The 25,577-nt window shown below is 77.9% G+C and carries 16 protein-coding genes; 6 read left to right on the plus strand and 10 right to left on the minus strand.

Annotation, left to right across the window (positions count from 1 at the left end; translation table 11 throughout):
- Window position 1 precedes the first annotated feature (1 nt).
- From Cpa01nite_RS06320 to Cpa01nite_RS06330, 3 genes are all read right to left on the minus strand, one after another.
- Entirely contained in the window at window positions 2-1,393 is a 1,392-nt protein-coding gene (locus Cpa01nite_RS06320; protein WP_203667900.1) for a GH1 family beta-glucosidase, read from the minus strand.
- Window positions 1,390-4,095, minus strand: coding sequence for a glycosyl hydrolase 2 galactose-binding domain-containing protein (locus Cpa01nite_RS06325; protein ID WP_203667901.1), 2,706 nt, complete (start codon window positions 4,093-4,095; stop codon window positions 1,390-1,392). Before Cpa01nite_RS06325 ends, Cpa01nite_RS06320 begins: the two co-directional genes overlap by 4 nt.
- A 493-nt stretch (window positions 4,096-4,588) precedes the next feature.
- Window positions 4,589-5,443: a helix-turn-helix transcriptional regulator gene (locus Cpa01nite_RS06330; RefSeq protein WP_203667902.1), complete on the minus strand. Its 855-nt coding sequence runs from the start codon at window positions 5,441-5,443 to the stop codon at window positions 4,589-4,591.
- A 172-nt stretch (window positions 5,444-5,615) separates the two neighbouring features.
- On the opposite strand from Cpa01nite_RS06330, the gene Cpa01nite_RS06335 reads away from it, so the two are divergent.
- Window positions 5,616-6,548, plus strand: coding sequence for an SDR family oxidoreductase (locus tag Cpa01nite_RS06335; protein ID WP_203667903.1), 933 nt, complete (start codon window positions 5,616-5,618; stop codon window positions 6,546-6,548).
- A gap of 33 nt (window positions 6,549-6,581) precedes the next feature.
- On the opposite strand, the gene Cpa01nite_RS06340 is transcribed toward Cpa01nite_RS06335, so the two are convergent.
- From Cpa01nite_RS06340 to Cpa01nite_RS06355, 4 genes are read right to left on the minus strand one after another with little or no spacing between them, the layout of a single operon-like run.
- Window positions 6,582-8,105 carry an alpha-amylase family glycosyl hydrolase gene (locus Cpa01nite_RS06340; protein WP_203667904.1) on the minus strand — a complete coding sequence of 508 codons (1,524 nt, stop codon included), beginning with the start codon at window positions 8,103-8,105 and terminating at the stop codon, window positions 6,582-6,584.
- Entirely contained in the window at window positions 8,102-8,803 is a 702-nt protein-coding gene (locus Cpa01nite_RS06345; protein WP_203667905.1) for an aspartate/glutamate racemase family protein, read from the minus strand. Before Cpa01nite_RS06345 ends, Cpa01nite_RS06340 begins: the two co-directional genes overlap by 4 nt.
- A complete protein-coding gene (locus Cpa01nite_RS06350) occupies window positions 8,800-9,684 on the minus strand; it encodes a hypothetical protein (RefSeq protein ID WP_239068577.1) in 885 nt (294 codons plus the stop codon). The genes Cpa01nite_RS06345 and Cpa01nite_RS06350 overlap by 4 nt, the downstream gene beginning before the upstream one ends.
- On the minus strand, window positions 9,681-11,261 hold the full coding sequence (locus Cpa01nite_RS06355; protein WP_239068578.1) for an FGGY-family carbohydrate kinase: 1,581 nt from the start codon (window positions 11,259-11,261) through the stop codon (window positions 9,681-9,683). The genes Cpa01nite_RS06350 and Cpa01nite_RS06355 overlap by 4 nt, the downstream gene beginning before the upstream one ends.
- A gap of 77 nt (window positions 11,262-11,338) precedes the next feature.
- Between Cpa01nite_RS06355 and Cpa01nite_RS06360 the strand changes: the two genes are divergently transcribed.
- The 3 genes from Cpa01nite_RS06360 to Cpa01nite_RS06370 are packed head-to-tail and all read left to right on the plus strand — an operon-like array spanning window position 11,339 to window position 14,144.
- Window positions 11,339-12,193, plus strand: coding sequence for a DeoR/GlpR family DNA-binding transcription regulator (locus tag Cpa01nite_RS06360; protein ID WP_203667906.1), 855 nt, complete (start codon window positions 11,339-11,341; stop codon window positions 12,191-12,193).
- Complete coding sequence (gene otnK, locus Cpa01nite_RS06365; RefSeq protein WP_203667907.1) at window positions 12,190-13,494, plus strand: 3-oxo-tetronate kinase; 1,305 nt, start codon at window positions 12,190-12,192, stop codon at window positions 13,492-13,494. The genes Cpa01nite_RS06360 and otnK overlap by 4 nt, the downstream gene beginning before the upstream one ends.
- The gene (locus Cpa01nite_RS06370) at window positions 13,491-14,144 is read left to right on the plus strand and encodes a class II aldolase/adducin family protein (protein WP_239068579.1); all 654 of its coding nucleotides are present in this window, start codon (window positions 13,491-13,493) and stop codon (window positions 14,142-14,144) included. The genes otnK and Cpa01nite_RS06370 overlap by 4 nt, the downstream gene beginning before the upstream one ends.
- A 22-nt stretch (window positions 14,145-14,166) precedes the next feature.
- Here the strand turns inward: Cpa01nite_RS06370 and Cpa01nite_RS06375 are convergent, their stop codons facing one another.
- On the minus strand, window positions 14,167-14,406 hold the full coding sequence (locus tag Cpa01nite_RS06375; protein WP_203667908.1) for an STAS domain-containing protein: 240 nt from the start codon (window positions 14,404-14,406) through the stop codon (window positions 14,167-14,169).
- Between the two features lie 264 nt (window positions 14,407-14,670).
- Between Cpa01nite_RS06375 and Cpa01nite_RS06380 the strand changes: the two genes are divergently transcribed.
- The gene (locus tag Cpa01nite_RS06380; RefSeq protein WP_203667909.1) at window positions 14,671-17,703 is read left to right on the plus strand and encodes an alpha-mannosidase; all 3,033 of its coding nucleotides are present in this window, start codon (window positions 14,671-14,673) and stop codon (window positions 17,701-17,703) included.
- Window positions 17,704-17,860: 157 nt separating this feature from the next.
- Here the strand turns inward: Cpa01nite_RS06380 and Cpa01nite_RS06385 are convergent, their stop codons facing one another.
- Window positions 17,861-19,837 (minus strand): beta-N-acetylglucosaminidase domain-containing protein, encoded by a 1,977-nt coding sequence (locus Cpa01nite_RS06385; RefSeq protein WP_203667910.1) that lies wholly within the window; start codon window positions 19,835-19,837, stop codon window positions 17,861-17,863.
- A gap of 346 nt (window positions 19,838-20,183) precedes the next feature.
- Here Cpa01nite_RS06385 and Cpa01nite_RS06390 point away from each other — a divergent pair, with 346 nt between their 5' ends.
- Complete coding sequence (locus Cpa01nite_RS06390) at window positions 20,184-22,844, plus strand: alpha-mannosidase (protein ID WP_239068580.1); 2,661 nt, start codon at window positions 20,184-20,186, stop codon at window positions 22,842-22,844.
- 105 nt (window positions 22,845-22,949) lie between these two features.
- On the opposite strand, the gene Cpa01nite_RS06395 is transcribed toward Cpa01nite_RS06390, so the two are convergent.
- Window positions 22,950-25,532, minus strand: coding sequence for a glycoside hydrolase family 38 N-terminal domain-containing protein (locus Cpa01nite_RS06395; RefSeq protein WP_239068581.1), 2,583 nt, complete (start codon window positions 25,530-25,532; stop codon window positions 22,950-22,952).
- Between the last annotated feature and the right edge of the window lie 45 nt (window positions 25,533-25,577).

Here is a 25,577-nt window from a genome sequence, read left to right on the forward strand (position 1 = left end):
GTCAGCCGAACGGGGCGACCGCGGGCGGGGCGTCGGGCAGGGTCCCGGTGCGGGCGATCTCCGCGTACACCCGCCCGGAGTCCTTCACCGTGCGCCGGCCGGTCGGGTAGTCGACGTGCACCAGCCCGAACCGCGGCCGGTAGCCGAGCGACCACTCGAAGTTGTCCAGCAGGGACCAGTGCAGGTACCCGACGACGGGCGCGCCGCCCGCCATCGCCTCGTGCACGGCGCGGAGGTGGCCGAGCAGCAGGTCGGTGCGCCGCACGTCGTGCACCCGGCCGTCGTGGGTGGGCGCGTCGCCGAACACGCCGCCGTTCTCGGTGATCATCAGAGGCGTCCCGGGGTGCTCCCGGTGCAGGCGGAGGAGCAGGTCGCGGAGGGCGTCCGGCACGATCTCCCAGCCCTCGTCGGTGCGGCGCACGTCCCCCGACGGACCGACGACCCGCCACGGGAAGGGCCGGCCGGGCCCGGCGGGCGCGGCCGCCATGACCCGGCGGGTGTAGTAGTTCACGCCGATCCAGTCCTGCCGACCGCCGATCCGGTCCTCGTCCCCCGGCCGGACCACGTCGTCGAGGGACCGGCCGAGCGCGCGCTCGTAGTGCGCACGGGTGTCGTCGGGGTAGCCCCGACCGGCGAGCGGGTCGAGGTACCAGCGGTTCACGTAGCCGTCCGAGCCCCACGCCGCCGCGGCGTCCTCGGCGGAGCCCGTCGCGGGGTCGCAGGGGAACAGGCTGAGCGCGCAGCCGGTGCGGGCGGCGGGCGCGTGGGCCTTGATCGCGTCCGCGGCGGCGCCGTGGCCGAGCAGCACGTGGTGCGACGCGGCCACGGAGGCACCCAGGTCGGCGACGCCCGGCGCGTGCAGGCCGAGCTGGTAGCCGAGCAGCGCGACGATCCAGGGCTCGTTCTGGGTGACCCACCACGTGACCCGGTCGCCGAGCCGCTCGGCGACCGCGTCGGCGTACTCGGCGAACGCGTCGACGGACGACCGTCCGGCCCAGCCGCCGTCCGCCATGAGCGCCTGCGGCATGTCCCAGTGGTTGAGCGTCAGCACCGGCTCGACGCCGCGCTCGAGCAGGGCGTCCACGAACCGCTCGTAGTGGTCGAGGCCGCGGGTCTCGACCCGGCCGCGGCCCTCCGGGACGACCCGGGACCACGCGACGGAGAACCGGTACGCCCGCAGGCCGAGCTCGGAGACCAGATCGACGTCCTCGGGCCACCGCCGGTACGAGTCGCAGGCGCGCGAGCCGTCGCCGCCGCCCTCGACCGCACCGGGGCGCGCGGCGAACTCGTCCCAGACCGACCGGCCGCGGCCGTCGGCGTCGAGGCTGCCCTCCACCTGGTAGGCGGAGGTGGCGGCGCCCCAGAGGAAGCCGGGCGGGAAGGTGACGGTCACGGGCGGGCCTCCTGGGGGGCGCGGGGTGCAGGGACGGGCGGGGCGAGCTCGACTGCCGGCAGGTTCCAGGCCTCGAGGGCAAGGCGGCGGTCCGGGGTGGGGCCCGGGCGCCACCGGGCGCGGAGGGTGCGGGAGCCCCCGGGCAGCAGCGGGCGCGGGTCCCCGTCGAGGACCGCCCGGCCGGGCGCACCGGCCGGCCGCGCGTCCAGCAGCGCCAGGCCGACGACCGCGGGCCCGCCGCGGTGGGCGACGGTCACGAGCGCCGCGTCCGGCCCGTCCGGCCGCGCGGTGACGTCGACCACCGCGGGCGCGAGGTCGAGCAGCGGCGCCAGGTCGGCGGCCGACGTGGCGACGGCGACCTCGTGGTCGAGCACCGCACCGCCTGCCGCGGCCCACCGGACCTCCCACAGCAGCACGGACGCGCGGGGCAGCGCGGACGCCGGGCACCGCAGCTCCCCGACCGGGCGCGGCCCGCGCACCGGGTCCGGCACCGCCCAGCGCTGCTCGGCCAGCACGTCGCCGTCCGCGGTCCGCAGCCGGGCGACGACCTCGGAGCCGGCGGCGACGCCCGCGTCGGACCAGAGCCAGACCTCCGCCGCGGCGTGCGCCCGGCCGCCCCAGGCGGAGGTCGCGGTCCGCAGCGTCGCGCGGTCGGGGGCGAAGGCGCGGGTCACCGCGTGGAACGCGGGCTTGGCGTCGCCGAGGTGGTCGACGACCGCGGTGCACCAGGTGTTCGGGTACGACTCCGCCAGCTGCCACGGCAGCACCAGCGAGCAGCGCGGCCACCGCCGCCGGTCGGCCTCGACGGCGTACGCCAGGCCGGTCGCCTGCAGGTGCTGGCTCGCGCGGCGGTAGCCGTCGACGTCGGTGAGCCGGCCGCCGAAGCACTCCTGCACGAGCGGGGCGTTGTCCCACCACTCGCCGAGGTGCCGGTGCACCGGGTTGGACCGGTCGAGCGGCCAGACCCGGTCCGCCGGCACCAGGTGGTCGAGCAGCCGGCGGTTCGCCATCCCCTCGACGCCGAACTCGCTGTGCGCCAGGCAGGTCCCGGCGTCCGCGAGCGCGTGCTGCCCGGTCAGGCCCTGGTGCTCCCACGGCCCGTGCACGTCGTGCTGGTCGTCCGGCGCGGCGGCGATCACGTCGGCCCGGTGGTGGAACGCGGGCCCGGTCGGCGACGTCGGCAGCCAGGCGCGGCCGGGGTCGAGCCGGGCGACCTCGTCCCGGAGGGCCGCGAGCGCGGGCGAACGTTCCTCGTCGAGGGGGACGCCGTCGCGGTCGAGCTCGTTGCCGCCGCCCCACAGCAGGAGGCTCGGGTGGTGGGTGCGCGCCGGCACGACGGCGGCGGCCTCGCGGCGGAGCAGGTCGACGAAGGCGGGGTCCTCGGACGGCGCGCTCTGCACGCCGGACGACGACTGGGACAGCTCCTGCCAGACGAGCAGCCCGGCGCGGTCGCAGGCGTCGTAGAAGTCCTCCGTCTCGACGAGCCCCCCGCCCCAGACGCGGAGCAGGACCGCCCCGGACGCCGCCGCCAGGCCGACCAGGTGCTCGAGGCGCTCGCGGGTGACCGTTCCGTGCTGCGCGTCGGCGGGCGCCCAGTTCCAGCCGACGAGCGGCACCCGCACGCCGTTGACCTCGGCGGTGTAGCCCCGCGCGCCGGCGGGCGCGCCCGCGTTGCCGACGAGGCGGGCGGTGCGGAAGCCGACGGTGCCGCGCCACAGCGTCCGCCCGTGCGGGACACGGACCCGGACGGCGTACGTGGTCGGGGCGCCCAGGCGCCGGGGCCACCACAGGTCCGGGGCCGGGACGCGGACGGCGGCGTCGAGCGGGCGGGTGCCGGGCGCCCCCGGACCGGCCTCGCCCGGGAGGTCGACGCGGCCGGCGGCGACCACGGTGCGGGCCGCGTCGACCACCTCGACGTCCACCGCTGCGTCGCCGCCGTCGCCCACCTCCACGGTCCCGCGCACCCGCACGACCCCGTCTGCCGGGCAGTCGGGCCGTCCTCCCACGAGGTCCGCGCGCACCGTGACGCCCGCGAGCTGCACGCGGTCGACGACGACCCGCGCCGACCGCCACAGGCCCTGGTGCGGCAGGCGCGGGCAGAAGTCCCAGCCCTCGGTCACCCGCGGGCGGTGCACCCGGACGCGCTCGGTCCGGCCGACCTGCGGCTCGTTCGGCGGGACGGGGTCGACGACGACGGCCAGCCGGTGCTCGCCCGGCGCCGCGGCGGCGGCGGGCACCTCGGCCCGGAACGGGTGGTAGAGCCCCTCGACCCGGCCGAGCGGGGCGCCGTCCCAGAGCACCGTCCCGGACGGGTCGACGCCGTCGAGCTCCACGACGACCCGATCCCCCGGCGCCCTCGCCGGCAGGTCCACCGTGCGGCGGTGGACCCAGTGCCGGGCGCCGGTCCACTCGGCGGCGCGGCTGTTCCGGTCGCGGTACGGGTCGGGCAGCTCGCCGGCGCGGGCGAGGTCGGTGACCACCGAGCCGGGCACCGTCGCCGGCCACCACCCCGGCGTCGCGGCGGCCGTGCGGGCGGCGTCCGCCGCGTTGTTCCGGGCGACGACCGGGGCGTCGACGTACCACTGCCAGGTGTCGCCGAGCGCCTCGCGGACGAGCCAGCCGGGCCCGTCGAGGACGAGGACGCGCCCCACCTGAGGCCGCGCGGGGACCGGCGCGTTCGCGCTGGTCGGCGGATGTGGCATCGATGCCATACGACGAGCCAACCACAGGGGCCGGGGCGGGTCAACGCACGTCCGCCCGACGTGCGACGACGGATCCGGCGCCGGACCGCCCCCCGCCGGCGCACCCGGCGCTGCCACACTCGGCACGACGACCGACGAGGGGGCGCGATGGCGGAGGCACGGCTCGACGACGACCGGGACGGCACGCACCCGGCGCCCCCGTCACCGTCACACCCGCGGACGGGACCCGGTACCTCGTCACGGCGATCGCGTGCGTCGCCCTGCTGCTGGCCGGGACGGGGGCGGCGGTGGTCGGGGAGCACCGCGGGGCGACCGCCCTCGGCCTCGTGCTTCTCGCAGTCGGCCTCGCGGCCGCGTTCGTCTTCGCCGTCCCGCAGGACCGATGGGCGGTGGACCAGGTGCCGCCCGCCCCCGGGACCCGAGTACCACCCCTGCCGCAGCGGGGGCGACAGCGACGAGTGCCTCGGCGGCTGACCCCGCCGGCCCGGCCCGCTCAGGGCGCCGTGGCGCCCAGCCGCTGCCGCCCCACCACCGCCAGCAGCCGCAGCGCCTCCGCGCTCGCGCTGCCCGGCACCGCCGTGTAGACGAGCAGCAGGTGCGACTGCTCCGGGTCGACGAGCGTCTGGCAGCTCAGCTCCAGCGGGCCCACCTCGGGGTGCACGAACCGCTTCGTCGGCCGGGGCCGGAGGCCGACCTCGTGCCGCTCCCACAGCTCGCGGAACTCGGTGCTCCGCTCGAGCAGGAGCTCGGCGTACCGCGCGGCACGGGAGCCGGGCCCGCGCCGGGTCAGCACCTCGCGGAGGCCGGACGCGTACAGCCGGGACAGGAACGCGTGGTCCTCCGGCTCGTACCGTGCCCGCGCTCCGGGGTCCGCGAACCACCGGTAGCCGAGGCTGCGCGACGGCCCGGTGAACCGCGTCGTGTCGCCGGTCAGCGCGACGCCCGCGGGGGTCTGGCGCAGCGTCTCGCCGGTCTCGGTGACGACCTCGGCCGGGGTGTCCTGCAGCCGGTCGAGGATCCGCAGCAGCCCGGGCCCCACGTGCTCACCGCTGGCGCCCCGGGTGGGCGGGTGGTGCCCGGCCAGCCGGAACAGGTGGTCCCGCTCGCCGAGCGACAGGTGCAGCCCCTGCGCGATCGACGCGATCATCTGCTCGGACGGCTGCGGCCCGCGCTCGCGCTCCAGGCGCGCGTAGTAGTCGGTCGACATGTGGCAGAGCACGGCGACCTCCTCGCGGCGCAGGCCCTCCGTGCGCCGCCGCGGGCCGCGCGGCAGGCCGACGTCCTCGGGCTGCAGCGCCTCGCGCCGCCGGCGGAGGAACTCCGCGAGCCCCGCCCGGTCGATCTCCATGCGCCGCCTCCCGCGATCCCGGCCGGCGCGTGCGCCCGGCCCCGGCGTCGTTCCTACCGTGCGCGCCGCTGCGGAGCCACGGCCTGCCGATCCGCGGCTGGGCGCGTCCTGGATGCGCGCGGCCGGAGCCCCGACGGTGGGAGCACGTCACCACCACCTCCGAGGAGCGACCATGTCCCGCGAGATCGACATCACCGTCCCCGACCAGTCCGGCCGCCGCGCCGTCATCACCGGCGGCAGCGACGGCATCGGCCTCGGCATCGCCACCCGGCTCGCCGCCGTCGGCGCCGAGGTCGTCCTGCCCGTCCGCAACCCGCACAAGGGCGAGGCGGCCCTGGCCTCGATCCGCGCGGCGGTCCCGGGAGCGGACGTGTCCCTGCGCGCCCTGGACCTGTCGTCGCTCGACTCGGTCGCGGCGCTCGGCCGGACCCTGCTCGACGAGGACCGCCCGGTGCACCTGCTGGTCGGCAACGCCGGCGTCATGACGCCGCCCGACCGGCGGACGACCGCCGACGGGTTCGAGCTCCAGCTGGGCACCAACCACCTCGGGCACGCCGCCCTGGTCCTGCACCTGCTCCCGCTGCTGCGCGCCGGCCGCGCCCGGGTCGTGTCCCAGATCAGCGTCGCCGCCGCGCGGGGCCGGGTGCACTGGGAGGACCTGAGCTGGGAGCGGTCGTACGACGGGATGGCGGCGTACCGGTCGTCGAAGATCGCGTACGGCCTGTTCGGGATGGAGCTGGCCCGGCGCAGCGACGCCGCCGGCTGGGGGATCACCAGCGTGCTGTCCCACCCGGGCGTCGCGCCGACGAGCCTGCTCGCCGCGCGACCCGAGGTCGGCCGGGCCGAGGACACGCGCGAGGTCCGGCTGATCCGGCGGCTGTCGGCGTGGGGCGTCGCGGGGACGCCCCGCACGGCGGGGCTGCCGGCGCTGCTGGCGGCGACCGCGCCCGACGCGGAGGGCGGGCGGCTGTACGGGCCGCGCGGCCCGGGGCACATCGGCGGCGCGCCGGCGGAGCAGCGGCTGTACCGGTCGCTGCGGGACGCCGGCGAGGCGCGGCGGGTGTGGGAGACGTCCGAGCGGCTGGTGGGCGTGCGCGCGGCGTGACGGGCGTCGCGCCGGCCGGCACGACGCACCGCGTCACCGCGCCGCCGCCCCGCCGTCCGCGAGCGCGGCCAGGTCCACCACGGATCCGTACCGCGCAGCACCCTCCGGCCCGCCGGCCACCTCGATCGCGAACGCCGGCGCGTCCGGCGCCAGGTCGACGGTCAGCACCGCGGAGGCCCCGGCGCCGTCGTCCCAGCCGAGCACGAGCCGGCCCGGGCCGGCCTCCCGCGCGGCGAACGTGCCGCCGAACGCGGGGTGCCGCGTGCGCAGGGCGACCAGCCCGAGCTGCGCCCGGGTCACCTCGCCCGCGAGCGCCGCTGCCAGCTCGGCGGCGTCGTAGGCGTGCCGGTTCACCTCGCGCCCCTGCCCGGTACGGGCGAACCGGTCCATGTCGTCCGTACCGGCGAGCAGGCCGACGTAGTAGAGCTGCGGGCGGCCGGGCACGAACAGCTGGACCGCCCGGGCGAGCAGGTAGGCCACCGGGTCCTCGCCGAGCACCGAGAAGAACGTCGCGTTGATCTGGTGCGGCATGGCTGCCCAGGCCGGCGTGGTGGACGCGAGCGCCGAGCGGCCCGCGGTCCGGCGCTCGGCCTCGGCGAACACCGCCGCCATCTCCTCGGTCGACAGCAGGCCGGGGCGGTCGCCGGACGGGCCCGCGTCGATGACCCCGATGCCGTCGTGCGTGTCGAGGACGGTGATCGCGTTGCGCGGCCGGATCGTCAGCCAGTGCGCCAGCCGCGCCACCTCGCCCGTCGCCAGGCCGTGCAGCAGCAGCGGCGGCAGGGCGAAGTCGTAGACCAGGTCGACCAGCGGGGCGATCGCCGCCTGCTGGGTGTGGTGCGCGTGCACCTCGACGAGCACCTGCAGCCCCTCGGCGCGCGCGAGAGCGGTGATCTCCTCGACGAAGGCCAGCGTCCGCGCGGTCATGAACGAGTCGGTGCCGGGCGTCTTCACGGCGTAGCCGACCGCGTCCAGCCGGACCGTCGACACCCCGCCGTCCGCGAGCGTCCGCAGCGTCCGGCGGAGGTAGGCGCGCGCAGCGGGGTGGTGCACGTCGAGGTCGACCTGCGTCGGCATGAACGTCGTCCACACCAGCCGCCGCGTGCCGTCCGCCCGCTGGTAGGGCGTGAACGGCAGGCCGAGCCGCGGGCGGTAGAACGCCGTGATCTCCGCCTCCCCGGCGCCGTCGGGGAAGACGGCGTCGTAGGTGAGGAACATCCCGTCGGCGGGTGACTCCGCGCCGCGGGTCAGCCAGTCGCGGAACTCGGCCGAGTCCGCCGACACGTGGTTGACGATCAGGTCCGCGGTCACGTGCGCACCGTCGGCGGCGAGCGCGCGGACGTCGTCCCACGTGCCGAGCCGCGGGTCGACGGTGGCGTGGTCCACGGGGTCGAACCCCGCGTCGTCGCCGTCGAAGGGCACGAAGAACGGCAGCAGGTGCACGCCGGTGAACACCGCCAGCGGCCCCTCGCGGAGCAGCGCACGCACGCCCGCGAGGTCGCCGCCGAGCCGCTCGGTGTAGGCGAGCAGGTGCACGCCGCGGTCGTCGGCGGTCACCGGGGGCCGCCGTCCGCGCCACGGACCAGCGCGCCTGCCAGGGCGGCCACCCCGCCGGGGGGCGAGGTCAGCACCGGGACGGAGGCGTGCGCGCGGGCGGCGGCGCCCGCCATCGACGCCTGGGCGAGCACCACGGCGTCGGCGTCGGCCGCGGCCTGCGCCACCGCCCGCGCGACCAGGTCGTCGGCCCGGTCCCCGTCGCCGGCGTCCCGCACCGCGGCGGCGCCCTCGACCACCCGGGCGTCGACGGCGACGTCCGCGCCGGCGTCCAGGGCCGCGCGCTCGACCAGGCGGCCCGTCGGGCCCAGCGTGGAGGCCAGGGTCGCCAGCACGGCGACCCGGCCGCGCGCGCCCGGCGCCGCTGCGAGCCGGACCGCCTCGCCGGCCATCGCGGCGTCGACCCGGAGCACCGGGACGGCCACCCGCGCGCCCGCGGCCTCGGCGGCCTCGCCGATCGACGAGCAGGTGACCAGGACCGCGTCGGCGCCCGCGTCGGCGAGGTGCCGCACGTGCGCGAGCACCGCCGCCTCGACCTCGGGGGTCACGCCCGCCGCGACGGCGGTGGCGAGCAGCCACCCGTCGACCACGTGGACGCGGCGCACGCCCGGTGCGGCCGCGTCGAGGTCCGCGTCGAACCGGGCGGCCAGCGCGGGGACCGTGTGCAGCAGCCCCGCGGTGCCGCCCGGGGCGGCGGTCACGCCGCGGTCCACGGCCGGGCCTCCGCGTCCACCAGCTCGACCAGGCGCTCGAGCCGCGGCACCGACACCTCGGCGAGCGCGGCGGGCACGTCCGGTCGGCCGACGACGTCGCTCCACAGCGCCCGGCCGGCCAGGAACCCGCTGGCGCCGCCGCGGCAGGCCGCCCGGACCGCACCCGCGAAGTCGTCGCGGTCCACGCCCTGCGACAGCACGACCCACGGGCCGGTGATCGCCTCGCCGAGCGTCGCGCACGCCCGCTCCAGCTCGGCGGCCCCGGCGCGGCCGCCGAGCGGGACCTGCACCTTGTACAGGCTCGGGCCGAGCGGCGACAGCTCGCGCGCGGCCTCCGCGATCGCGGCCTCCTGGTCCCAGGTGCCGGCGGCGGTCTCCTCCGGCGTGGCCCGGACCACCGGCTCCAGGACCGACAGCACGCCTCGGCTGCGCGCGGCCTCGACGAACCGGCGCGCCAGCTCCACCCGCCGCTCGCGGCGCGCGTCCCGGCGCCAGATGACCAGGAGCTTGATCGCGACCGCGCCGTGCAGGTCGGCGTCCGGCGCGACGACCACCTCGTCCAGCGCCGTCTCCTCGACCGGGCCACCGGGCTCCTGCTCCAGGGCGTCGGCGGCGAGGATCAGCCCGCAGGACGGCGGCAGCAGCGGGGCGGCGCGCTCGGCGCCGTACTCCCGGTCGATCAGGAAGCCCGACGCCAGCGGGCCCAGGGCGCGGGCGACGTCGAGCTTGAACGCCACCAGGCGCTCGTCGGCCACCCGGCCGGCGCCCGCCTGGTCGAACATCGTGCGGAGGCTCTCGCGCTGGTCCATGGCGACCATCGCGAGCGCGCCGGACGGGCGGGCGATGGCGTCGAGCGTCGGTGCGGTCACGGGTGGCCTCCGGGAGTCGGTGCGAGGGGGTCGGGGTCGCGGGCGCCGCGCGCCGCGGGGTCGGGGTCGCGGGCCGCGCGGACGAACCGGGCCAGCGCGTCCTCCGCGTCGGCGCGCGGCGCCGGCAGCGGCGCGCCGTCCGGCAGCCCGGGCAGGACCGGCAGCACCGGCGGGTCGTCCGGATCGAGCAGCCCGGTCCGGTGCAGGGCGATCAGCGCGGCGCCGGCCGCGACGGGCTCGGCGCAGCCGACCACGCGCAGCGGGACGGGGCCGAGCTCGGACTTGGCGCGCATCCAGGCGGCGTTCCGGGTCGCCGGCCCGCCGAGCACGAGGAGCCGCTCGGGCCGCAGGCCCGGGTCCGCGGCGGCGCCCAGCGCGAGCTGCGCGTCCAGCATCCACCGCGCGTGCAGGGCGAGCCCGTCGAGCATCGCGGCGGTCAGCGGCACCGTGCCGTGCGCGCCGCGGCCGAGCACCCGGGCCCGGGCGGCGGGGTCGGGGTCGGGCGTCTGCCGCCCCGACACGTACGGCAGGACGACCGCGTCCGCGGCGCGCTGGTCGCGGGGCAGCGCGGCGACGGCCGCGAACAGGTCGTCCGCGGACCGGCCGCCGGCCTCGTGCTCGAGCCACCAGCGGACCATGGCCCCGGCGCTCGACGACCCGGCGAGCAGCGCCGGCCTGCCGGTGACCGTCCGGACCAGGCTCATGCCGGCGCGGGCGACGTCGGCGCGCACCGGATCCGCCGCGAGGACGGCGCACAGCGCCTCGGCGGTGCCGATCGAGTCGGCGACGTGGCCCCGGTCCCGCACGCCCGCCGCCCAGGCGCCGACGGCGTGGTCGTGCCCCGCGACGGACACGGGGGTGCCGGCCCGCAGCCCCGCGGCCACCCAGGGACCCGGCCGCACGCTCCCGGCGAGGGCGTCCGGGGCGGCGACCCGCGGCAGGTGCGCCGGCTCGAGGCCGACCTCCGCCAGCAGGTCCGCGTCGAACGCCGAGGGCAGATCCGCGCCGGCGGGCGGGAGCCGGTACGCCATCGACCGGCCGGCCAGCGTGTGGTCGGTGACGAGGTCGCCGGTCATCCGCAGCGCGACGAGGTCGGCGACGCCCGCCCAGCGCGCCAGCGCCGCGCGCCGCTCCGGGTCGTGGGCGGCGAGCCAGGCGAGCGTCGCGAGCGGCACCTTGGCGCTCGGCCGCACGCCGGTCGCCTCGAACAGCGCGGTGGCGCCCAGCCGGTCGGCGAGCCCGGCGGCCTCCGCGGCGGCGCGGTGCCCGTCCCAGCGCACCCACCGGCCGAGCGCGCGTCCGTCGGCGTCGAGCGGGACGCCGGTCTCGGCCATCGACGCCGCGCCGACGGCGAGCGGCACGGGGCGGCGGACGCCGGTGGACCGGCCCGCGGCGGCCAGGGCGCGCACGGTCAGCTCGCGCAGGACGCGGTCGAGCGCCGCCGGCTCGGGCGTGGGGGCCGAGGCCACCGCGAGCAGGTCGACGGCCCCGTCGGCGGCCGACTGCGGCGCGGCGACGAGCGCGACCTTGGTGTTCGTGGTCCCGACGTCGATGCCGAGGCCGAGCAGGCGGCTCACGGAGGCCAGTCTGTGCGGTGTCGAACAGATCGGTCAACCGTGTGCGGCTGTTGACAACCGGCGGGGCGGCTCGTTGGATGACGTCCGTGCGCTACACCGCCGCCCCCCGCCGCCGGGACGAGCTGCTGCGCCGGCTCGAGGAGTCCGGCTACGTCTCGTCCAGCACCGCCGCGGCCGAGCTCGGCGTCTCCGAGATGACCATCCGCCGCGACCTCGGGCAGCTCGCCGCCGAGGGCCGGGTGCGGCGCGTGGTCGGGGGCGCCTCGCTGGTCGACGGCAGCGCGGCCCCGCCGTTCGAGCTCCGGCGCACGGAGGCGGCCCGCGAGAAGGACGCGATCGCCCGGGCCGCCCTGCCGCTGCTCGAGGACGCCGGGGTGGTCGCGCTCGACGCGGGCACGACCGTCGCGACGCTCGCGCGCCGCCTGCCGCAGGGCCTGACGGTCGTCACGCACTCCGTCCCCGTCATCACCGCGTGCACCGGCCGCGACGACCTGGAGGTGGTGGCGCTCGGCGGCACGTTCCACCGGGCCACCCGGTCGTTCGCGGGCCCCGCCACCCGCGCCGGGCTGGCCGACCTGGCCGTCGACGTCGCGGTGCTGTCCGCCACCGCCGCCGGCCCGGGCGGCGCGTACTCCGCCGACCCGTGGGACGCCGACACCAAGCGCGCCATGGCGGCGATCGCCGACCGCGTCGTCCTGCTGCTCGACCACCGCAAGCTCGAGGCCCGCGCGCCCATGCGCGTCCTCGGGCTCGACGAGGCCCACGCCGTGGTCGTCGACGACCAGGTCACCCCGGCGCAGCTCGCGATGCTGCGGGAGCGGTGCGAGCGCGTGGTGGTCGCCCGAGCCGCGGAGCCGGGGACGCCCGAGCCCGCCGGGGCCGCGGCACCGGACCTCGCCGCCCGCCGGGTGCCGGGCAGCGCGGTGCCGTGACCGGGCCCCGGCTGGGCGTCGTCGCCGACGACGTCACCGGCGCGTGCGACCTGGCCGACGCCGTCCGGGACGCCGGGCGCTCCGCCGTCGTCGTGCTGGGCGCCCCGGGGCCCGACGTCGACCTGCCGCCGTGCGACGCCGCCGTCGTGGCGCTGCGGACCCGCACCGCGCCCGCGCCGCGGGCCGTCGCGGAGTCCCTCGCCGCCGCGCGCTGGCTGCTGTCCCGGGGCGCGGCGGCGATCTACCAGAAGTACTGCTCCACCTTCGACTCCACCGACGAGGGCACGATCGGCCCCGTCGCCGACGCCCTGCTCGACCTCCTGGGCACCGGCGCCGTGTCCGTCGGCACGCCCGCGACGCCCCGCGCCGGGCGGACGCAGTACCAGGGGCACCTGTTCGTCGGCGACCGGCTGCTGTCCGAGTCGTCGCTGCGGCACCACCCGCTGACCCCGATGACCGACCCGGACCTGGTGCGGGTCCTCGGGCGGCAGACGCCGCGCGGGGTGGCGCTGCTGCCGTGGGCCGCGCTGCGCGGGCCGGACCCGGCGGGGGCGCTGGCGCGGGTCGTCGGCGGCGGCGCCCGGCACGTGCTGGCGGACGCGCTCACGGACGACGACCTGGACGCGCTGGCGCGGCTCGTCGGGGCCGGCGCGGGCGGCCGGTCCGGGCCGGGTCCGGGGGGCCCGGTGCTGCTCGGCGGTGCCGCCGGTCTGGCCGCGGCCCTGGCCCGCGCCTGGCCGCGGGCCGGGGCGGCGGGAGACGAGGTCCGCGCGCCCCGGAGCGCCGGCGGGCGGGCGCTGATCGTGTCCGGCTCCTGCTCGGGGCGCACCCTCGAGCAGGTCGCCCGGTTCCCCGGCCCACGGGTCGCGCTCGACGCCATCGCCCTCGCGGCCGATCCCGGCGGGGCGCTCGACGCGGCGCTCGGCGCTCTGGCGTCGGCGTTCGGCGACGGCCCCGGCCCGGTGCTCGTCTCCTCCTCCGCCGACCCGGACGCGGTGCGCGGCACCCAGGAGCGCCTCGGGGTCGGCCGCGCCGCCGAGGTCCTGGAGCGCGCCGCCGGGGAGGTCGCCGCGCGCGCGGTGCGGGACCTCGGCGTCGGGCGGCTGCTGGTCGCGGGCGGCGAGACGTCGGGCGCGGTCGCGGCGGCGCTCGGTCTCGGGGTGCTGCAGGTGGGTCCGGCGGCGGCGCCGGGCGTGCCGTGGATGGTGCCGGTCGACGGGCCCGCCGTGGCGGTGCTGCTGAAGTCGGGCAACTTCGGCGGCCCCGACCTGTTCACGACGGCGTGGGAGGCCTGCCCGTGAGCGACGACGCCCGCGAGGCCCTGGTCGCGGCGTGCCGGCACCTCGCCGACCGCGGGCTGTCGCCCGGGGGCTCGGGGAACGTGAGCGTCCGGTCGGGGTCGCGGCTGCTGATCACGCCGACCGGGTCGAGCCTGTCCCGCGTCGAGCCCGCGGACCTGGCGGTCGTGCCCGTCGACCCGGCCGCGCCCCCGGCCGGCGACCCGGGTGGCCGGCCCGTGCCGTCCAAGGAGCTGCCGCTGCACCGGGCCGTGTACGCCGCCCGGCCGAGCGCGACCGCCGTCGTGCACCTGCACTCCCCCGCGGCGGTGGCGGCCTCCTGCCTCGAGCCCGCCGCACCGCCGCGGGAGACCGCGACGGGCCCGCTGCCCGCGGTGACGCCGTACCAGGTGATGCGGCTCGGGGACCTGCCCGTCGCCCCGTACGCGCTGCCGGGCTCGGCGGAGCTCGCGACCGGGGTCGCCGCGCTGGCGGCGGACGCGCCCGCGCTGCTGCTGGCGAACCACGGCTCGGTGGTCGCCGGCGTGCACCTGGCGGGCGCGCTCGACCTGGCCGAGGAGCTCGAGGCCGCGGCGCAGGTCGTGCTGCTGCTGGCCGGCGTCCCGCACCGGCGCCTGACCGCCGCGCAGGTCGCGGCGCTGCGCACCCGCTGACGCGGGCGGCGGGCGGTCGGCGTCAGGCCGGCAGCCGCACCCGGCCGCCGAACTCGCGGCAGTACCGCTCGACGCTCTCCAGCGTCCGGCGACCGGCGTCGTCGACGACCCGCACCGCGGTCGCGTCGACCGTGAGCTCCTCGCCGGCCGCGCCGAGCAGGCACTGCAGCGCCTCGCGGAGCGCGGACGCGCTGTGCACGTCGAGGTCGCCCCGGACCGCGATGACCGACGGCTCCGCCGCCCGCCCCAGGTCGATGGTCACGTCCACTCCCCGCGCCTCCTCGCCTCCGCCCGCGGGTCGCCGGTGCAGCTCCCCCCGCCTGCGAGGGTAGAAGCGGTTCTCGCGCGGCGCGCGGGCTCGCGGTTCCCGACGTCGCCCTCCCCTGTCGATCGCCCCTGGTGTGCGAAGTCGCACATCCCGTAATGTGGCAACGTTCCTACACCCGTCCGGCGTCGCACGGTGTCAGCGCGCAGTCCGTCCAAGGGCGCGCGCCCGGGGCCGCGGCGGCACCCGCTGAGGAGAGCCGTGCACCGCACCCTGTCCGACCTCACCGCCCGCATCGACCGCACCCTCCGGGACCGGGTGCTGCCGGTGGTCCACACCCACCGCACCCCGCTCGAGGTCGCGGTGGCCCACCTCCCCGGCGAGCCCGTGCCGTTCGCCGAGGCGGTCCGGCTGTCGTTCGCGCCGACGACCGTCGGTGAGCCGTGGGGCCGGGCCTGGTCCACGAGCTGGTTCCGCCTGCGCGGCGTCGTCCCGCCGGAGATGGCCGGCCGCCGGGTCGAGGTCCTGGTCGACCTCGGGTTCCGCACCGGCGGCCCCGGGTTCGAGGCCGAGGGACTCGTGTACACGCCGGACGGCGTCCCGCTGAAGGGGATCGAGCCGCGCAACCTCCACGTCCCGGTGACCGACCGCGCCCGCGGCGGCGAGCCCGTCGACCTGTACGTCGAGGCGGCCGCGAACCCGTCGATCGGCGGCACGCCCGTGACGGACCTCGGCGACCTGCACACCGTGCCCGACGTGCTGCTCTACCGGCTCGCCCGCGCGGAGGTCGCCGTGCTGGAGGAGGAGGAGGTGCAGGCGCTCGCGCTCGACGTGCAGGTGCTGCACGAGCTCGCCCTGCAGCTCCCGGTCAACGACCCGCGCCGCGAGCGCGTCCGCGCGGGGCTGGAGCGCGCCGTCGACGCGCTGGACGTCCGGGACGTCCCGGGCACGGCCGCTGCCGCGCGCGCCGAGCTCGCCGACCTGCTCGCGAGCCCCGCCGCCCCCAGCGCGCACCGGGTCTCCGCCGTCGGGCACGCGCACATCGACTCGGCGTGGATGTGGCCGGTGCGGGAGACCATCCGCAAGTGCGCCCGCACGTTCTCCAACGTCGCCTCCCTGGCCGACGCGTACCCGGACCTGCGGTTCGCCTGCTCGTCCGCCCAGCAGTACGCCTGGGTGCAGGAGCACCACCCGCACGTGTTCGCCCGCATCCGGGAGAAGGTCGCGTCCGGGCAGTTCGTCCCCGTCGGCGGCATGTGGGTCGAGTCGGACACGAACCTGCCCGGCGGCGAGGCCCTGGCCCGGCAGCTCGTCCAGGGGCGGCGGTACTTCGCGCGGGAGCTCGGCGTCGAGGAGCAGCCCGAGGTATGGCTGCCCGACTCCTTCGGCTACACCGGCGCCTTCCCCCAGCTCGCGCGGTTGGCGGGGGCGCGGTGGTTCCTGTCGCAGAAGATGTCGTGGAACACCACCAACCGGTTCCCGCACCACACGTTCTGGTGGGAGGGCATCGACGGGTCGCGGGTGTTCACGCACTTCCCGCCCGCCGACACCTACGGCGCCAAGCTGTCCGGCGAGCAGCTCGCCTACGGGGTCGCGAACTTCGCCGACGCCGGGCCCGCGAACCGCAGCCTCCTCCCGTTCGGCTACGGCGACGGGGGCGGCGGCCCGACCCGGGAGATGATGGAGACGGCGCACCGGGTCACGGACCTGGAGGGCTCACCGCGGGTCGTCGTGGAGACGCCGGCCGCGTTCTTCGCCGGGGCCGAGGCCGAGTACCCGCAGGCGCCGGTGTGGTCCGGGGAGATGTACCTCGAGTTCCACCGCGGCACGTACACCAGCCAGCTCGCGATGAAGCAGGGCAACCGGCGCACCGAGCACCTGCTCCGCGAGGCCGAGCTGTGGGCCGCGACCGCCGCCGTCCGCGCCGGTGCGCCGTACCCGTACGAGCAGCTCGACCGGCTGTGGCAGGACACGCTGCTGCTGCAGTTCCACGACATCCTGCCGGGCAGCAGCATCGCCTGGGTGCACCGCGAGGCCCGGGACACCTACCGGCGCCTCGCGGGTGAGCTCGAGTCCCTGGTCGCCGGGTCGCTCGCCGCCGCGGCGGGCCCGGGGGAGGTCGAGGTGCTCGCGAACGCCGCGCCCCACGAGCGCGACGGGGTGCCGGCGCTGGCGGCGGGGGTGGCGTCGGGCGCCGAGGCCGCCGTCGCGGTGTCCCGCGCGGGCGACGCCGTCGTGCTGGACAACGGGCTGCTGCGGGTGCGGGTCGACGCGGACGGCACGATCGGCGCGGTCCGGGACCTGGTCGCCGACCGCGAGGTGCTGCCGCCCGGGGCCGCGGCCAACGTGCTGCAGCTGCACCCGGACCAGCCCGTGCGGTTCGACGCCTGGGACGTGGACGAGTTCTACCGGCACCGGGTCCGCGAGGTCCGCTCGGTGGCGGCCCTGGACGTCGACGCGGCGGACCCGGCGCGGCCCGCGGTGCGGGTCACGCGGCACGACGGCGACTCGGTCTACCTGCAGACGATCGCGCTGGGCGCGGGCGAGCGGCGGGTGGACCTGGCGCTCGACGTCGACTGGCACGAGCGCGAGACGCTGCTCAAGGCCGCGTTCCCGCTGGCGGTGCACGCGGAGCGATCGACCTCGGAGACCCAGTTCGGGCACGTGCACCGGGCGACGCACACGAACACGTCGTGGGACGCCGCGCGGTTCGAGATCTGCGCGCACCGGTGGCTGCACGTCGCCGAGCCCGGCTACGGCGTCGCGCTGGTCAACGACTCGACCTACGGGCACGACGTCGGGCGGCCCGGACCGGGGGACGCGCGGGCCGCCGGGGCGACGACCGTCCGGCTGTCGCTGGTGCGGGCGCCGCGGTATCCCGACCCCGAGACCGACCAGGGCGGGCACACGATGCGGTACGCGCTGGTGCCGGGCGCCGGCGTCGACGAGGCGGTCCGCGAGGGGTACCGGATCAACCTGCCGGCCCGCCGGGTCCTCGGCGCCGGGCCGGTCGACCCGCTGGTCGCGGTCGAGGGCGCGGTCGTCGAGGCCGTGAAGCTGGCCGACGACCGGTCCGGCGACGTGGTCGTCCGGCTGTACGAGGCGCGCGGCGGGCGCGGTCGGGCGGTCGTGCGTCCGGGATTCCCCTGCGCCGGGGCCTCGGTGCGCGACCTGCTCGAGCGGGAGGACCCGGAGGTGGCGGCGCTCGCGCCGCTGTCCGACGCCGGGGACGGCGCGATCGCGCTGGACCTGGGCCCGTTCCAGGTCGTGACCCTGCGCCTGCACCGGGGCTGACCCCCGCTCGGCGCCGGGCGCGCTCGCCTCGCGCCGCTCCCTCCGCGTCCTCGGAGCGTGCCGAGGTGGCAGACGATGCGGGGTTCCCGGCCATGAACCCCGCGTCTTCTGCACGCTCGACGGCAGGGGCGTCCGCAGCCGGCGGGGCTGCGGCGGGTCAGGGCGCGGGGACCGCGAGGGGGCGCGGGGGCAGGAGGGCCGCCAGGGCGTCGTCCAGCAGGGACCGGCCCGCGTCCGTGAGCAGCCAGCGCGCGGCGCCGTCGTCCGTCAGGAACGCCACCGCGCGCGGGGCGGGCGCCGGCGCGCCGGTGGTCAGCGGCGTCCCCGCCGGGACCGCCACGAGCACCGGCCGCGGCTCCGGCTCGGGTGCGCGGCCGAGCACCCGGGCGCCCGGCACCGGGTCGCACCAGGTCAGCCGGCCGGCGCCCCGGTGCACGACGACCTCGCCGCCCCCGGCGAGCGCCACGCGGTCCCGGTCGAGCAGCACGCCAGACGTCGTCGCCACCCCGAGCGTCACGAGCCGGCCCCAGGCGAGCACCGGCACGTCCGCGGACGCCAGCGCCCCGGCCGCCGCCGCGGGCGCGTCGGGCGTCAGCACGACCAGGTCGACCGGGACGTGGCCCGGGGGCGGCCAGGCGGACGCGACGCGGACGTCCAGGCCGCGCAGCCGCAGCCAGCCCGCGGTCGCGCGGTCGCCCTCCGACGGCCGGGCGCCGGTCAGCAGCACCGCGCGGTGCCCGGTGCCGGCCGCCGCGTCGGGGCCCGTGCCTGCGCCGGACGCGGCCAGCGCGGCCCGCACGAACCGCGCGACGTCGGCGCGCAGCACGTCGGGGAAGTCGGTCTCGACCGCGTCCAGCGCCGCGCGTGCGGCCCCCGGGTCGCCCGTCCCGCGCAGCAGGGCGCACGCCGCGAGCCCCGCGGCGCCGGCGTGCCCGGCGGCCACGAGCCACGGGCGGAGCGCCGCGACGAGCGCGTCGGGCCCGCCCGCGCCCGCCGTGGCGCGGCCCGCTGCCGCGCACGCGGCGAGCTCCCGCATCCGCCCCTCGACCTCGGCGAGCGCCCCGGCGTCCCCCGTCGCGGCGGCGACCAGCGCCCCGGTCAGCCCGTCGTCGCGCGGGGCGTCCGGGGGCCACCCCGCGCACGCCCGCACGAGCGGCCGCACCAGCGCCGCCCGGTCGCCCGCGACGGCATCGACCGCGTCGGCCGCCGCCCGCGCGGGGTCGTATCCCGCCGGGTCCCGCGCCCAGGCACCGACGGTCGCGAGCGGCAGCCGGGAGGGCAGCGCCTCGACCATGGCGTTCGCGACGACGCCGTCGAGAGGCAGGTCGTCGACGGCCGCGGGCCGGCCGGTCAGCGGGCCCAGGAACAGCCGCGTGCGGTCGAAGTCGTTGACCGGGAAGTTGTCCCACAGCACCAGCCGCCGCCGGAACGCGGCCGCCGCCGCGCGCACGTCCTCGCGCGTGACCTCGCCGACCACGATGTCCCGGCCCGTCCACAGCACCCGCGCGTCGGCGGGCAGCGCGGCCGCGAGCGCGTCCCGGTACGGCGACCGCCCGCAGCCGGCGTAGTCGGTGGGGCACACGGTGAGCGGCCCGTCGAGCCCGAGCGGGACGAGCGCCGCCGCGAACCGCGCGGCCGCCTCGCCGTGCGCCCGCCCGCTGCCGGCCTGCCCCGGGCCGTACCGCGCCACGTCCTCCGGGTGCGGCAGGTCGTACGGCACGTCGTCGAACAGCAGCCAGACGTCGTGCGCCCCGGCCGCCCGCACCTGCGCCGCCTTGGCCGCGAGCGCCGCGTGCTCCTCGTCGTCGGAGTACCGCATGGACAGCCCCGGGGCGACGGACCACACGAACGCGACCCCTGCCGCGGCGGCCCGCGCGGCGAGCTCGCCGAGCCGGGCCAGCTCCGCGTCCGGGTACGGCTCCCGCCAGCGCTCGCGGTGCCAGGGGTCGTCCTTGGGCGCGTACAGGTACGTGTCCAGCCCGAGCGCGGGCGCCGCGGCGAGGAGCGCCAGCCGCTCGTCGTGCCGCCACGGCGGGCCGTAGAAGCCCTCGACGACGCCGGCGGACAGCCGACCGCCGGGCGGCCGGGCCGCGGCCGGGCGTGCGGGTGCGTGCGGGCTCCCTCGACGCGGCATGCGCCCCATGCCACCAGCGGGCGCGGGTGATGTCAATCGCCGGACAGTTGTGCAGCACCGCACACTCAAGCGCTGCGTTCCTCCCGTCGCGGCAGGTCCACGGCCCTCGATATGGGATCGATTGCAGCGTACGATGGCGGTGCGCGGCCGGCCGGTGGGGCGAGGCGTCGCGCACACCCCGGGACCCGCCCCGCACCACGAACCCGCGCGACGACGCACGAGGAGCACGATGAGCCGGCCACGCCGAACCACGGGCGCACCCCTGTCCAACGCACCGGCGGGCGCCCAGCCCCGCGACCTGCCGCCCCACCCCCGCCCGCACGCGACGCCGGACCGGACCATCCACATGATCGGGAACTCGCACATCGACCCCGTCTGGCTCTGGCCGTGGCAGGAGGGCTACCAGGAGGCCCGAGCCACGTTCTGGTCCGCGATCCACCGGATGGACGAGTACCCGGACTTCGTGTTCACCTGCGACCAGATGGTGCTGCTGTCCTGGGTCGAGGAGTCCGACCCCGAGCTGTTCGCGCGCATCACCGAGCGGGTCGCCGAGGGCCGGTGGGACAACGTCGGCGGCTGGTGGGTCGAGCCGGACTGCAACATGCCCATGGGCGAGTCGTTCGCGCGCCAGGGCCTGTACGGCCAGCGCTACCTGATCTCCCGGTTCGGGAAGGCCGCCACGGTCGGCATGAACGCGGACCCGTTCGGGCACAGCGCCAGCCTGCCGACCGTGCTGCGCGGCCACGGCCTGGACTCCTACCTGTTCCTGCGCCCCGGCCCGCACGAGAGCGCGCTCGACGACACGCTGTTCCGGTGGCGGGCGCCCGACGGCAGCGAGGTGCTGGCCTACCGGATCCCGTTCGAGTACTGCTCCCCGGCCGGGTCGGTCGACGGCCAGGTCGACAAGGCGCTGGGTGCGCTCGACCGCTCGCTCGGCGACGTCATGGTCCTGTACGGGGTCGGCAACCACGGCGGCGGCCCGACGATCGCCAACATCGAGTCGATCCACCGCTACGACCGGATGGGCTCGTTCGGCCGGCTGCGGATGTCGTCCCCCCGCGCGTACCTGGACGGCGTGCGGGAGCGAGGCGCGGAGCTCCTCGACCGCCTGACCACCTGGACCGACGACCTCCAGCACCACGCCCCCGGCTGCTACTCGGCGCACTCCGGCATCAAGGCCTGGCAGCGCCGCGCGCAGTACGCCCTCCTGTCCGCCGAGCGCTGGGCCGCGGTCACCGCCGTGCACGACGGCATTCCGTACCCGCGCGAGGACCTGGAGCGCGCCTGGAAGCAGGTGCTGTTCAACCAGTTCCACGACGTGCTGCCGGGCTCGGCGATCGAGCACGCCTACGACGACGCCCGCGACCAGCTCGGCGAGGCGGTGTCCGTCGCCAAGCGGATCATCACGCGGGCGCACAACACGATCGCCCGGCAGGTCGACATCCCCCAGGACACCGCGACCCAGCCGGTGCTGGTGTTCAACCCGCACCCGTGGCCGGTGTCGACGGACGTCGAGCTGCACTACGGCTCGCACCAGGGCGCGGTGCACGTGGTCGACGGCGACGGGCGGGTGGTCGTCTCGCAGCCGACGCAGTCCCGCGCGGCCACCAACCAGACCGGACGCGGCGCCCTCGTGCTCCGGGCCGAGGTCCCGGCCCTCGGCTACCGGCTGTACCGGGTCCGGATGGAGGCCGAGCCGGCGCGCCCGGCGTGGAGCAGCGGCGCCCCGAGCGCGCTGTCCGCGAGCGGGACGGTGCTGGAGAACGACCTGGTCCGCGTCGAGCTCGACCCGGCGACCGGCTGGCTCCGCTCGTACCTCGACAAGCGCACCGGGCTCGACGTCCTGCGCGGGGTCGACGGCAGCGCGCACACGCAGGTCTGCGACGACCCCACCGACACCTGGGGGCACCGCGTGGTGTCCTACGCGTGGGCGGGCGACAGCATGGAGGTCGCGCGGGTCGTCGTCCGCGAGTCGGGTCCGCTGCGGGCCCGGGTGCGGGTCGAGCGGGAGTGGGGCGCCTCGACGCTGATCGAGGAGCTGCTGCTCGACCACGACTCCGCGGTGCTGCGGGTCGACGTCACGCTGGACTGGCGGGAGCGGGCGCACCTGCTCAAGCTCCGGTTCCCGACCGCGCTGAGCGACCCGCGGGCGACCTACCAGATCCCGTACGCCGAGCTCGAGCGGCCGGTGGACGGCGCCGAGGAGCCCGGCCAGGGCTGGGTCGACCTCACCGGGACGCTCGACGGGCGGCCCGCGGGCCTGACGCTCGTCACCACGAACAAGCACGGCTACGACGTGTCGCCCGGCGCCGAGCCGAGCATCGGCGTCACCGCGGTGCGCAGCCCGGTGTACGCCTGGCACGACCCGCGGCTGCTCGACGGCGACGACGTCTACTCCTACCAGGACCAGGGCATCCAGCGGTTCTCCTACGAGCTGGTGCCGCACGCCGGCGACCGGCACGCCGCCGCCCCCGGCCGCCGGGCGGCGCTGCTCGGCTCGCCGGTGCGCGCGATGCTCGAGTCGTTCCACGCCGGCGCGCTGCCGCACACGGGGTCCTTCGCGTCCGACGACGGCGGCGCGGTCTCGATCACGGCGCTGAAGGGCTCGGAGGACGCGGCCGACGGCCCCGGGGGCGCCGACCTGGTGGTCCGGGCGGTCGAGACCCGCGGCGAGCCGGGGACGGCGCGTCTCGCGCTGCCGCTGGTCGGCCGGACGATCGAGGCGGAGTTCCGGCCCTTCCAGCTGCGGACGTTCCGGGTGCCGGCCGACCCGGACGCGCCGGTGGTGGAGGTCGACCTCGTGGAGCGACCGCTGGCCGGCGCCGAGGGCGACGTGCGGTCGGGGCCGGCGGGGCCGACGGCGCCCGAGGACCGGGTGGCCGACGACGCACCCCCGACCGACGACCACGCGGCCACCGACGCGCTGACCGCCACCGAGGCGGCCACCCCGGACGGCACGGGACGCCCGCGCCCGGCCGAGGCGCCGTCGGCGGACGACGCGGGCTGACGCCTCGCCACCGTGCACGAGACACGTCGAGCGAGCGTCCGCCGGATGCTCGCTCGACGTGTCTCGTGCACTCCCGGCCGGCGACGGCCGGGCGCCGCCCCCCGCTCAGCCCTCCCGGCGGAGCCGCACGTCGCCCACACCGTGCGGGCCGAGGAGCACCGGGCCGGCACCCACCACCCGCCCGGGCCCGTCCCACGCCACCTCCGCCTCGACGGGATCGGCCGCGACGTTCCGCAGCCGCACGCGGACGGACCCGTCCGCCAGCGGGCGGACCTCCGCCAGCACCCGGTCCGCCGGCGTGACGCGCAGCCCGGTGGCGCCGTCGACCGTCACCGGTCCGTCGTACGCCCGCGCCTGCAGCGGCTCCGCCAGGTCGCGCCCGAACACCCGCACCCGCTCCCGCGTCACCGGCCCGTCGACCGCGGCGAACCGGTACCGGTACGCGCGGGTCCCCTCCTGCCGGGCCTGGAAGTTCGTGAAGTGCAGGTTGTTCATCAGCCACGACGACACGTACCCGGTCGGGGCGCGCAGTTTGCGGGCCCACTCGCCGGTGTGCAGGCCCCCGAGCTGCACGAGCGGCGCGTCCACCGCGCCCCACAGCACGCCGCCGTCCTCGCCGGGGCGGTGGACGCCGACCGCGTGCTGGATCGAGTACCAGTCCTTCGAGGTGTCGGGCAGCTGCTCGGTCTCCGCGGCGTACACCGCGCCGGCGGTCTCGAGCAGCAGCTCGGGGTCGGCGACGCGGAACGGGAACGCCACGTGGATGCTCTCCGGCCCGAACACCTCCGGCTTCACCAGCGCGACCTCGAGGTCCACCACGTCGAGGTCGCGGTACAGCGTCAGCGTCGTCGTGGTCGTGGGCAGCCCGGGCGGGGTGGTCCGCCACGCGATCCGCGCCCACGTCCCGGCCTCCGTGACGAGCGGCTCCTCGTCGCCGGTGGCGTGCCGCCGGTCGAAGTCGGGACCCGGGAAGTCCGGGTGGAAGTCCTTCGGGTCACGGACGACCATCGGGTGCTCGCTGCCGGGCACGACGGTCTCCGTGACCACGGCGCCGAGCCCGTGCCCGGCCACGTCGTCGACGAGCTCGCGGCCGGTCGGCCGGTGCACCAGCGAGACCACGCCGCCCCGCGCCGGGTCGACCACGGCCCGGTAGGCGCCGCAGGCGACCTCGCGCGCGGCCCGGGACCCGCCGGGCGGCGGCGGCAGCGGCACCGTGGCGACGCCGAACGCCGGGACCGTCGCCACGGTCCGGGCCCGGGCTCGGCCGTGCACCTCGACCTCGACCGGCTCGGTGCGCGCGCGCCCGGTCGGGTTGACGACGACCACGCGCGTCGCGCGCTCCGCCGACCCGGCGGGACGCGCCCCGGCGGGGTCGTCGCTCACCACCACCCGGAACAGCCCCTCGACCGCCAGGTCGCGCGCGAGGTCGAACGCGCCGTACGCGAACCCGGCCTTCGCGTTCCAGTGCGAGTGGCTGAACGACGAGTACGGCTTCGAGTACGTCTCCCACGACCCCCAGGTGTGCTCGGCGAACAGCAGCAGCTCGGCGTCGACCCGGTCGAGGTCCCGTGCGACCTCGGCATCGGACCGCAGCCGCACCGGACCGCGCCGGTAGCCGATCACGTCCGCGAGCGCCGGCGACCCGTCCCCGCGGAGCCGGGTCAGCCCGAGGGTCGTCTGCGCGGCGCGCGCGAACGACCGGGCCTCCCGGTACACCGCCACCTCGCGGGCGGTCGAGCCGTGCCCGTGCGCCCACCAGTCGGACCACTCGCCGCGGGCGACCGGCACATCCGCGGCCTCGGCCTGCGGCCGCAGCACGTCCAGCGCCTCGTCGACCGTGGCCGTGCGCATCGGGACGTCGGGGTGCCGGGCGTTCCAGTGCCGCACCACCTCGAGGAACAGCGCCGTCGGCCACCGGTTGTCGTTCGCGGCGTGCACCACCGCCGTGTCGTAGGGGTAGTCGTCCCGCTCCCCCAGCGCGGCTACGAAGTCGGCGACGTGCGCCTCGGCGGCCTCGACGTCGCCGTCCACGATCCCCCACTCCTCGCCGACGCCGTAGTGCGTCGACAGCCAGGTGAACACGCGGCCGCCCGCCGGCCCCTCCCACCAGAACCCGGTGGGCTGCGGGTACGGCGGCCGCCCGTGGTCGGGGTTCAGCGCCATGACGAGGCGGTCGATCCCGGCGCGGCGCATGGCGTCCACCGCCCCCCAGGCGATGCCGTTGACGTCGCCGTGCTGCTCGGTGCGCACGGGGACACCGGCCGCGCGCAGCCGGTCGAGCGCGTCGTAGGCCGCGTCGAGCTCGGCGTCGCCCGGGAGCTGGGTCATGTTCAGGTAACCGCCGGTGACCGTGACGCGTCCCTCGGCGACCCGGCGACGCAGCCGGTCCACGTCGGCGGGACCTGCGGTCTCGAGGAACCGGAGCACCGGTCTGACCACCTCGAAGGTCCACCGGAACGCGTCGGGGCCGTCCCCGTCGTTCGTGTCGCACAGGTCGAGCACCCGCCGTACGGTCTCCGCGTGCAGGTCGTCGACCAGGCGCGGGCTGTTCGTGTACCCGACGTCGTGGTGGGTGTGGCCCACCAGGAGGACCTGCCGGATCGCGCGGTCCAGCAGCGGGCCGCCGGGCGACGGCGCACCGTCCGCCGCGAGGTCGTCGGTGCGATCATCAGCGGGCAGGGACGGCATCCTCGAGTCCTCCGATTGTGGCATCGTTGCCATATGAGCGTAGCC

This window comes from Cellulomonas pakistanensis, assembly GCF_016862755.1.
Taxonomy (GTDB): Bacteria; Actinomycetota; Actinomycetes; order Actinomycetales; family Cellulomonadaceae; genus Cellulomonas; species Cellulomonas pakistanensis.

Bases quoted from the DNA above. Each gene is read 5' to 3' on its own strand.
- Cpa01nite_RS06325 (WP_203667901.1), bottom strand. From the start codon at position 4,095: ATGCCACATCCGCCGACCAGCGCGAACGCGCCGGTCCCCGCGCGGCCT.
- Cpa01nite_RS06330 (WP_203667902.1), bottom strand. From the start codon at position 5,443: ATGGAGATCGACCGGGCGGGGCTCGCGGAGTTCCTCCGCCGGCGGCGC.
- Cpa01nite_RS06335 (WP_203667903.1), top strand. From the start codon at position 5,616: ATGTCCCGCGAGATCGACATCACCGTCCCCGACCAGTCCGGCCGCCGC.
- Cpa01nite_RS06360 (WP_203667906.1), top strand. From the start codon at position 11,339: ATGACGTCCGTGCGCTACACCGCCGCCCCCCGCCGCCGGGACGAGCTG.
- Cpa01nite_RS06385 (WP_203667910.1), bottom strand. From the start codon at position 19,837: ATGCCGCGTCGAGGGAGCCCGCACGCACCCGCACGCCCGGCCGCGGCC.
- Cpa01nite_RS06390 (WP_239068580.1), top strand. From the start codon at position 20,184: ATGATCGGGAACTCGCACATCGACCCCGTCTGGCTCTGGCCGTGGCAG.
- Cpa01nite_RS06395 (WP_239068581.1), bottom strand. From the start codon at position 25,532: ATGCCGTCCCTGCCCGCTGATGATCGCACCGACGACCTCGCGGCGGAC.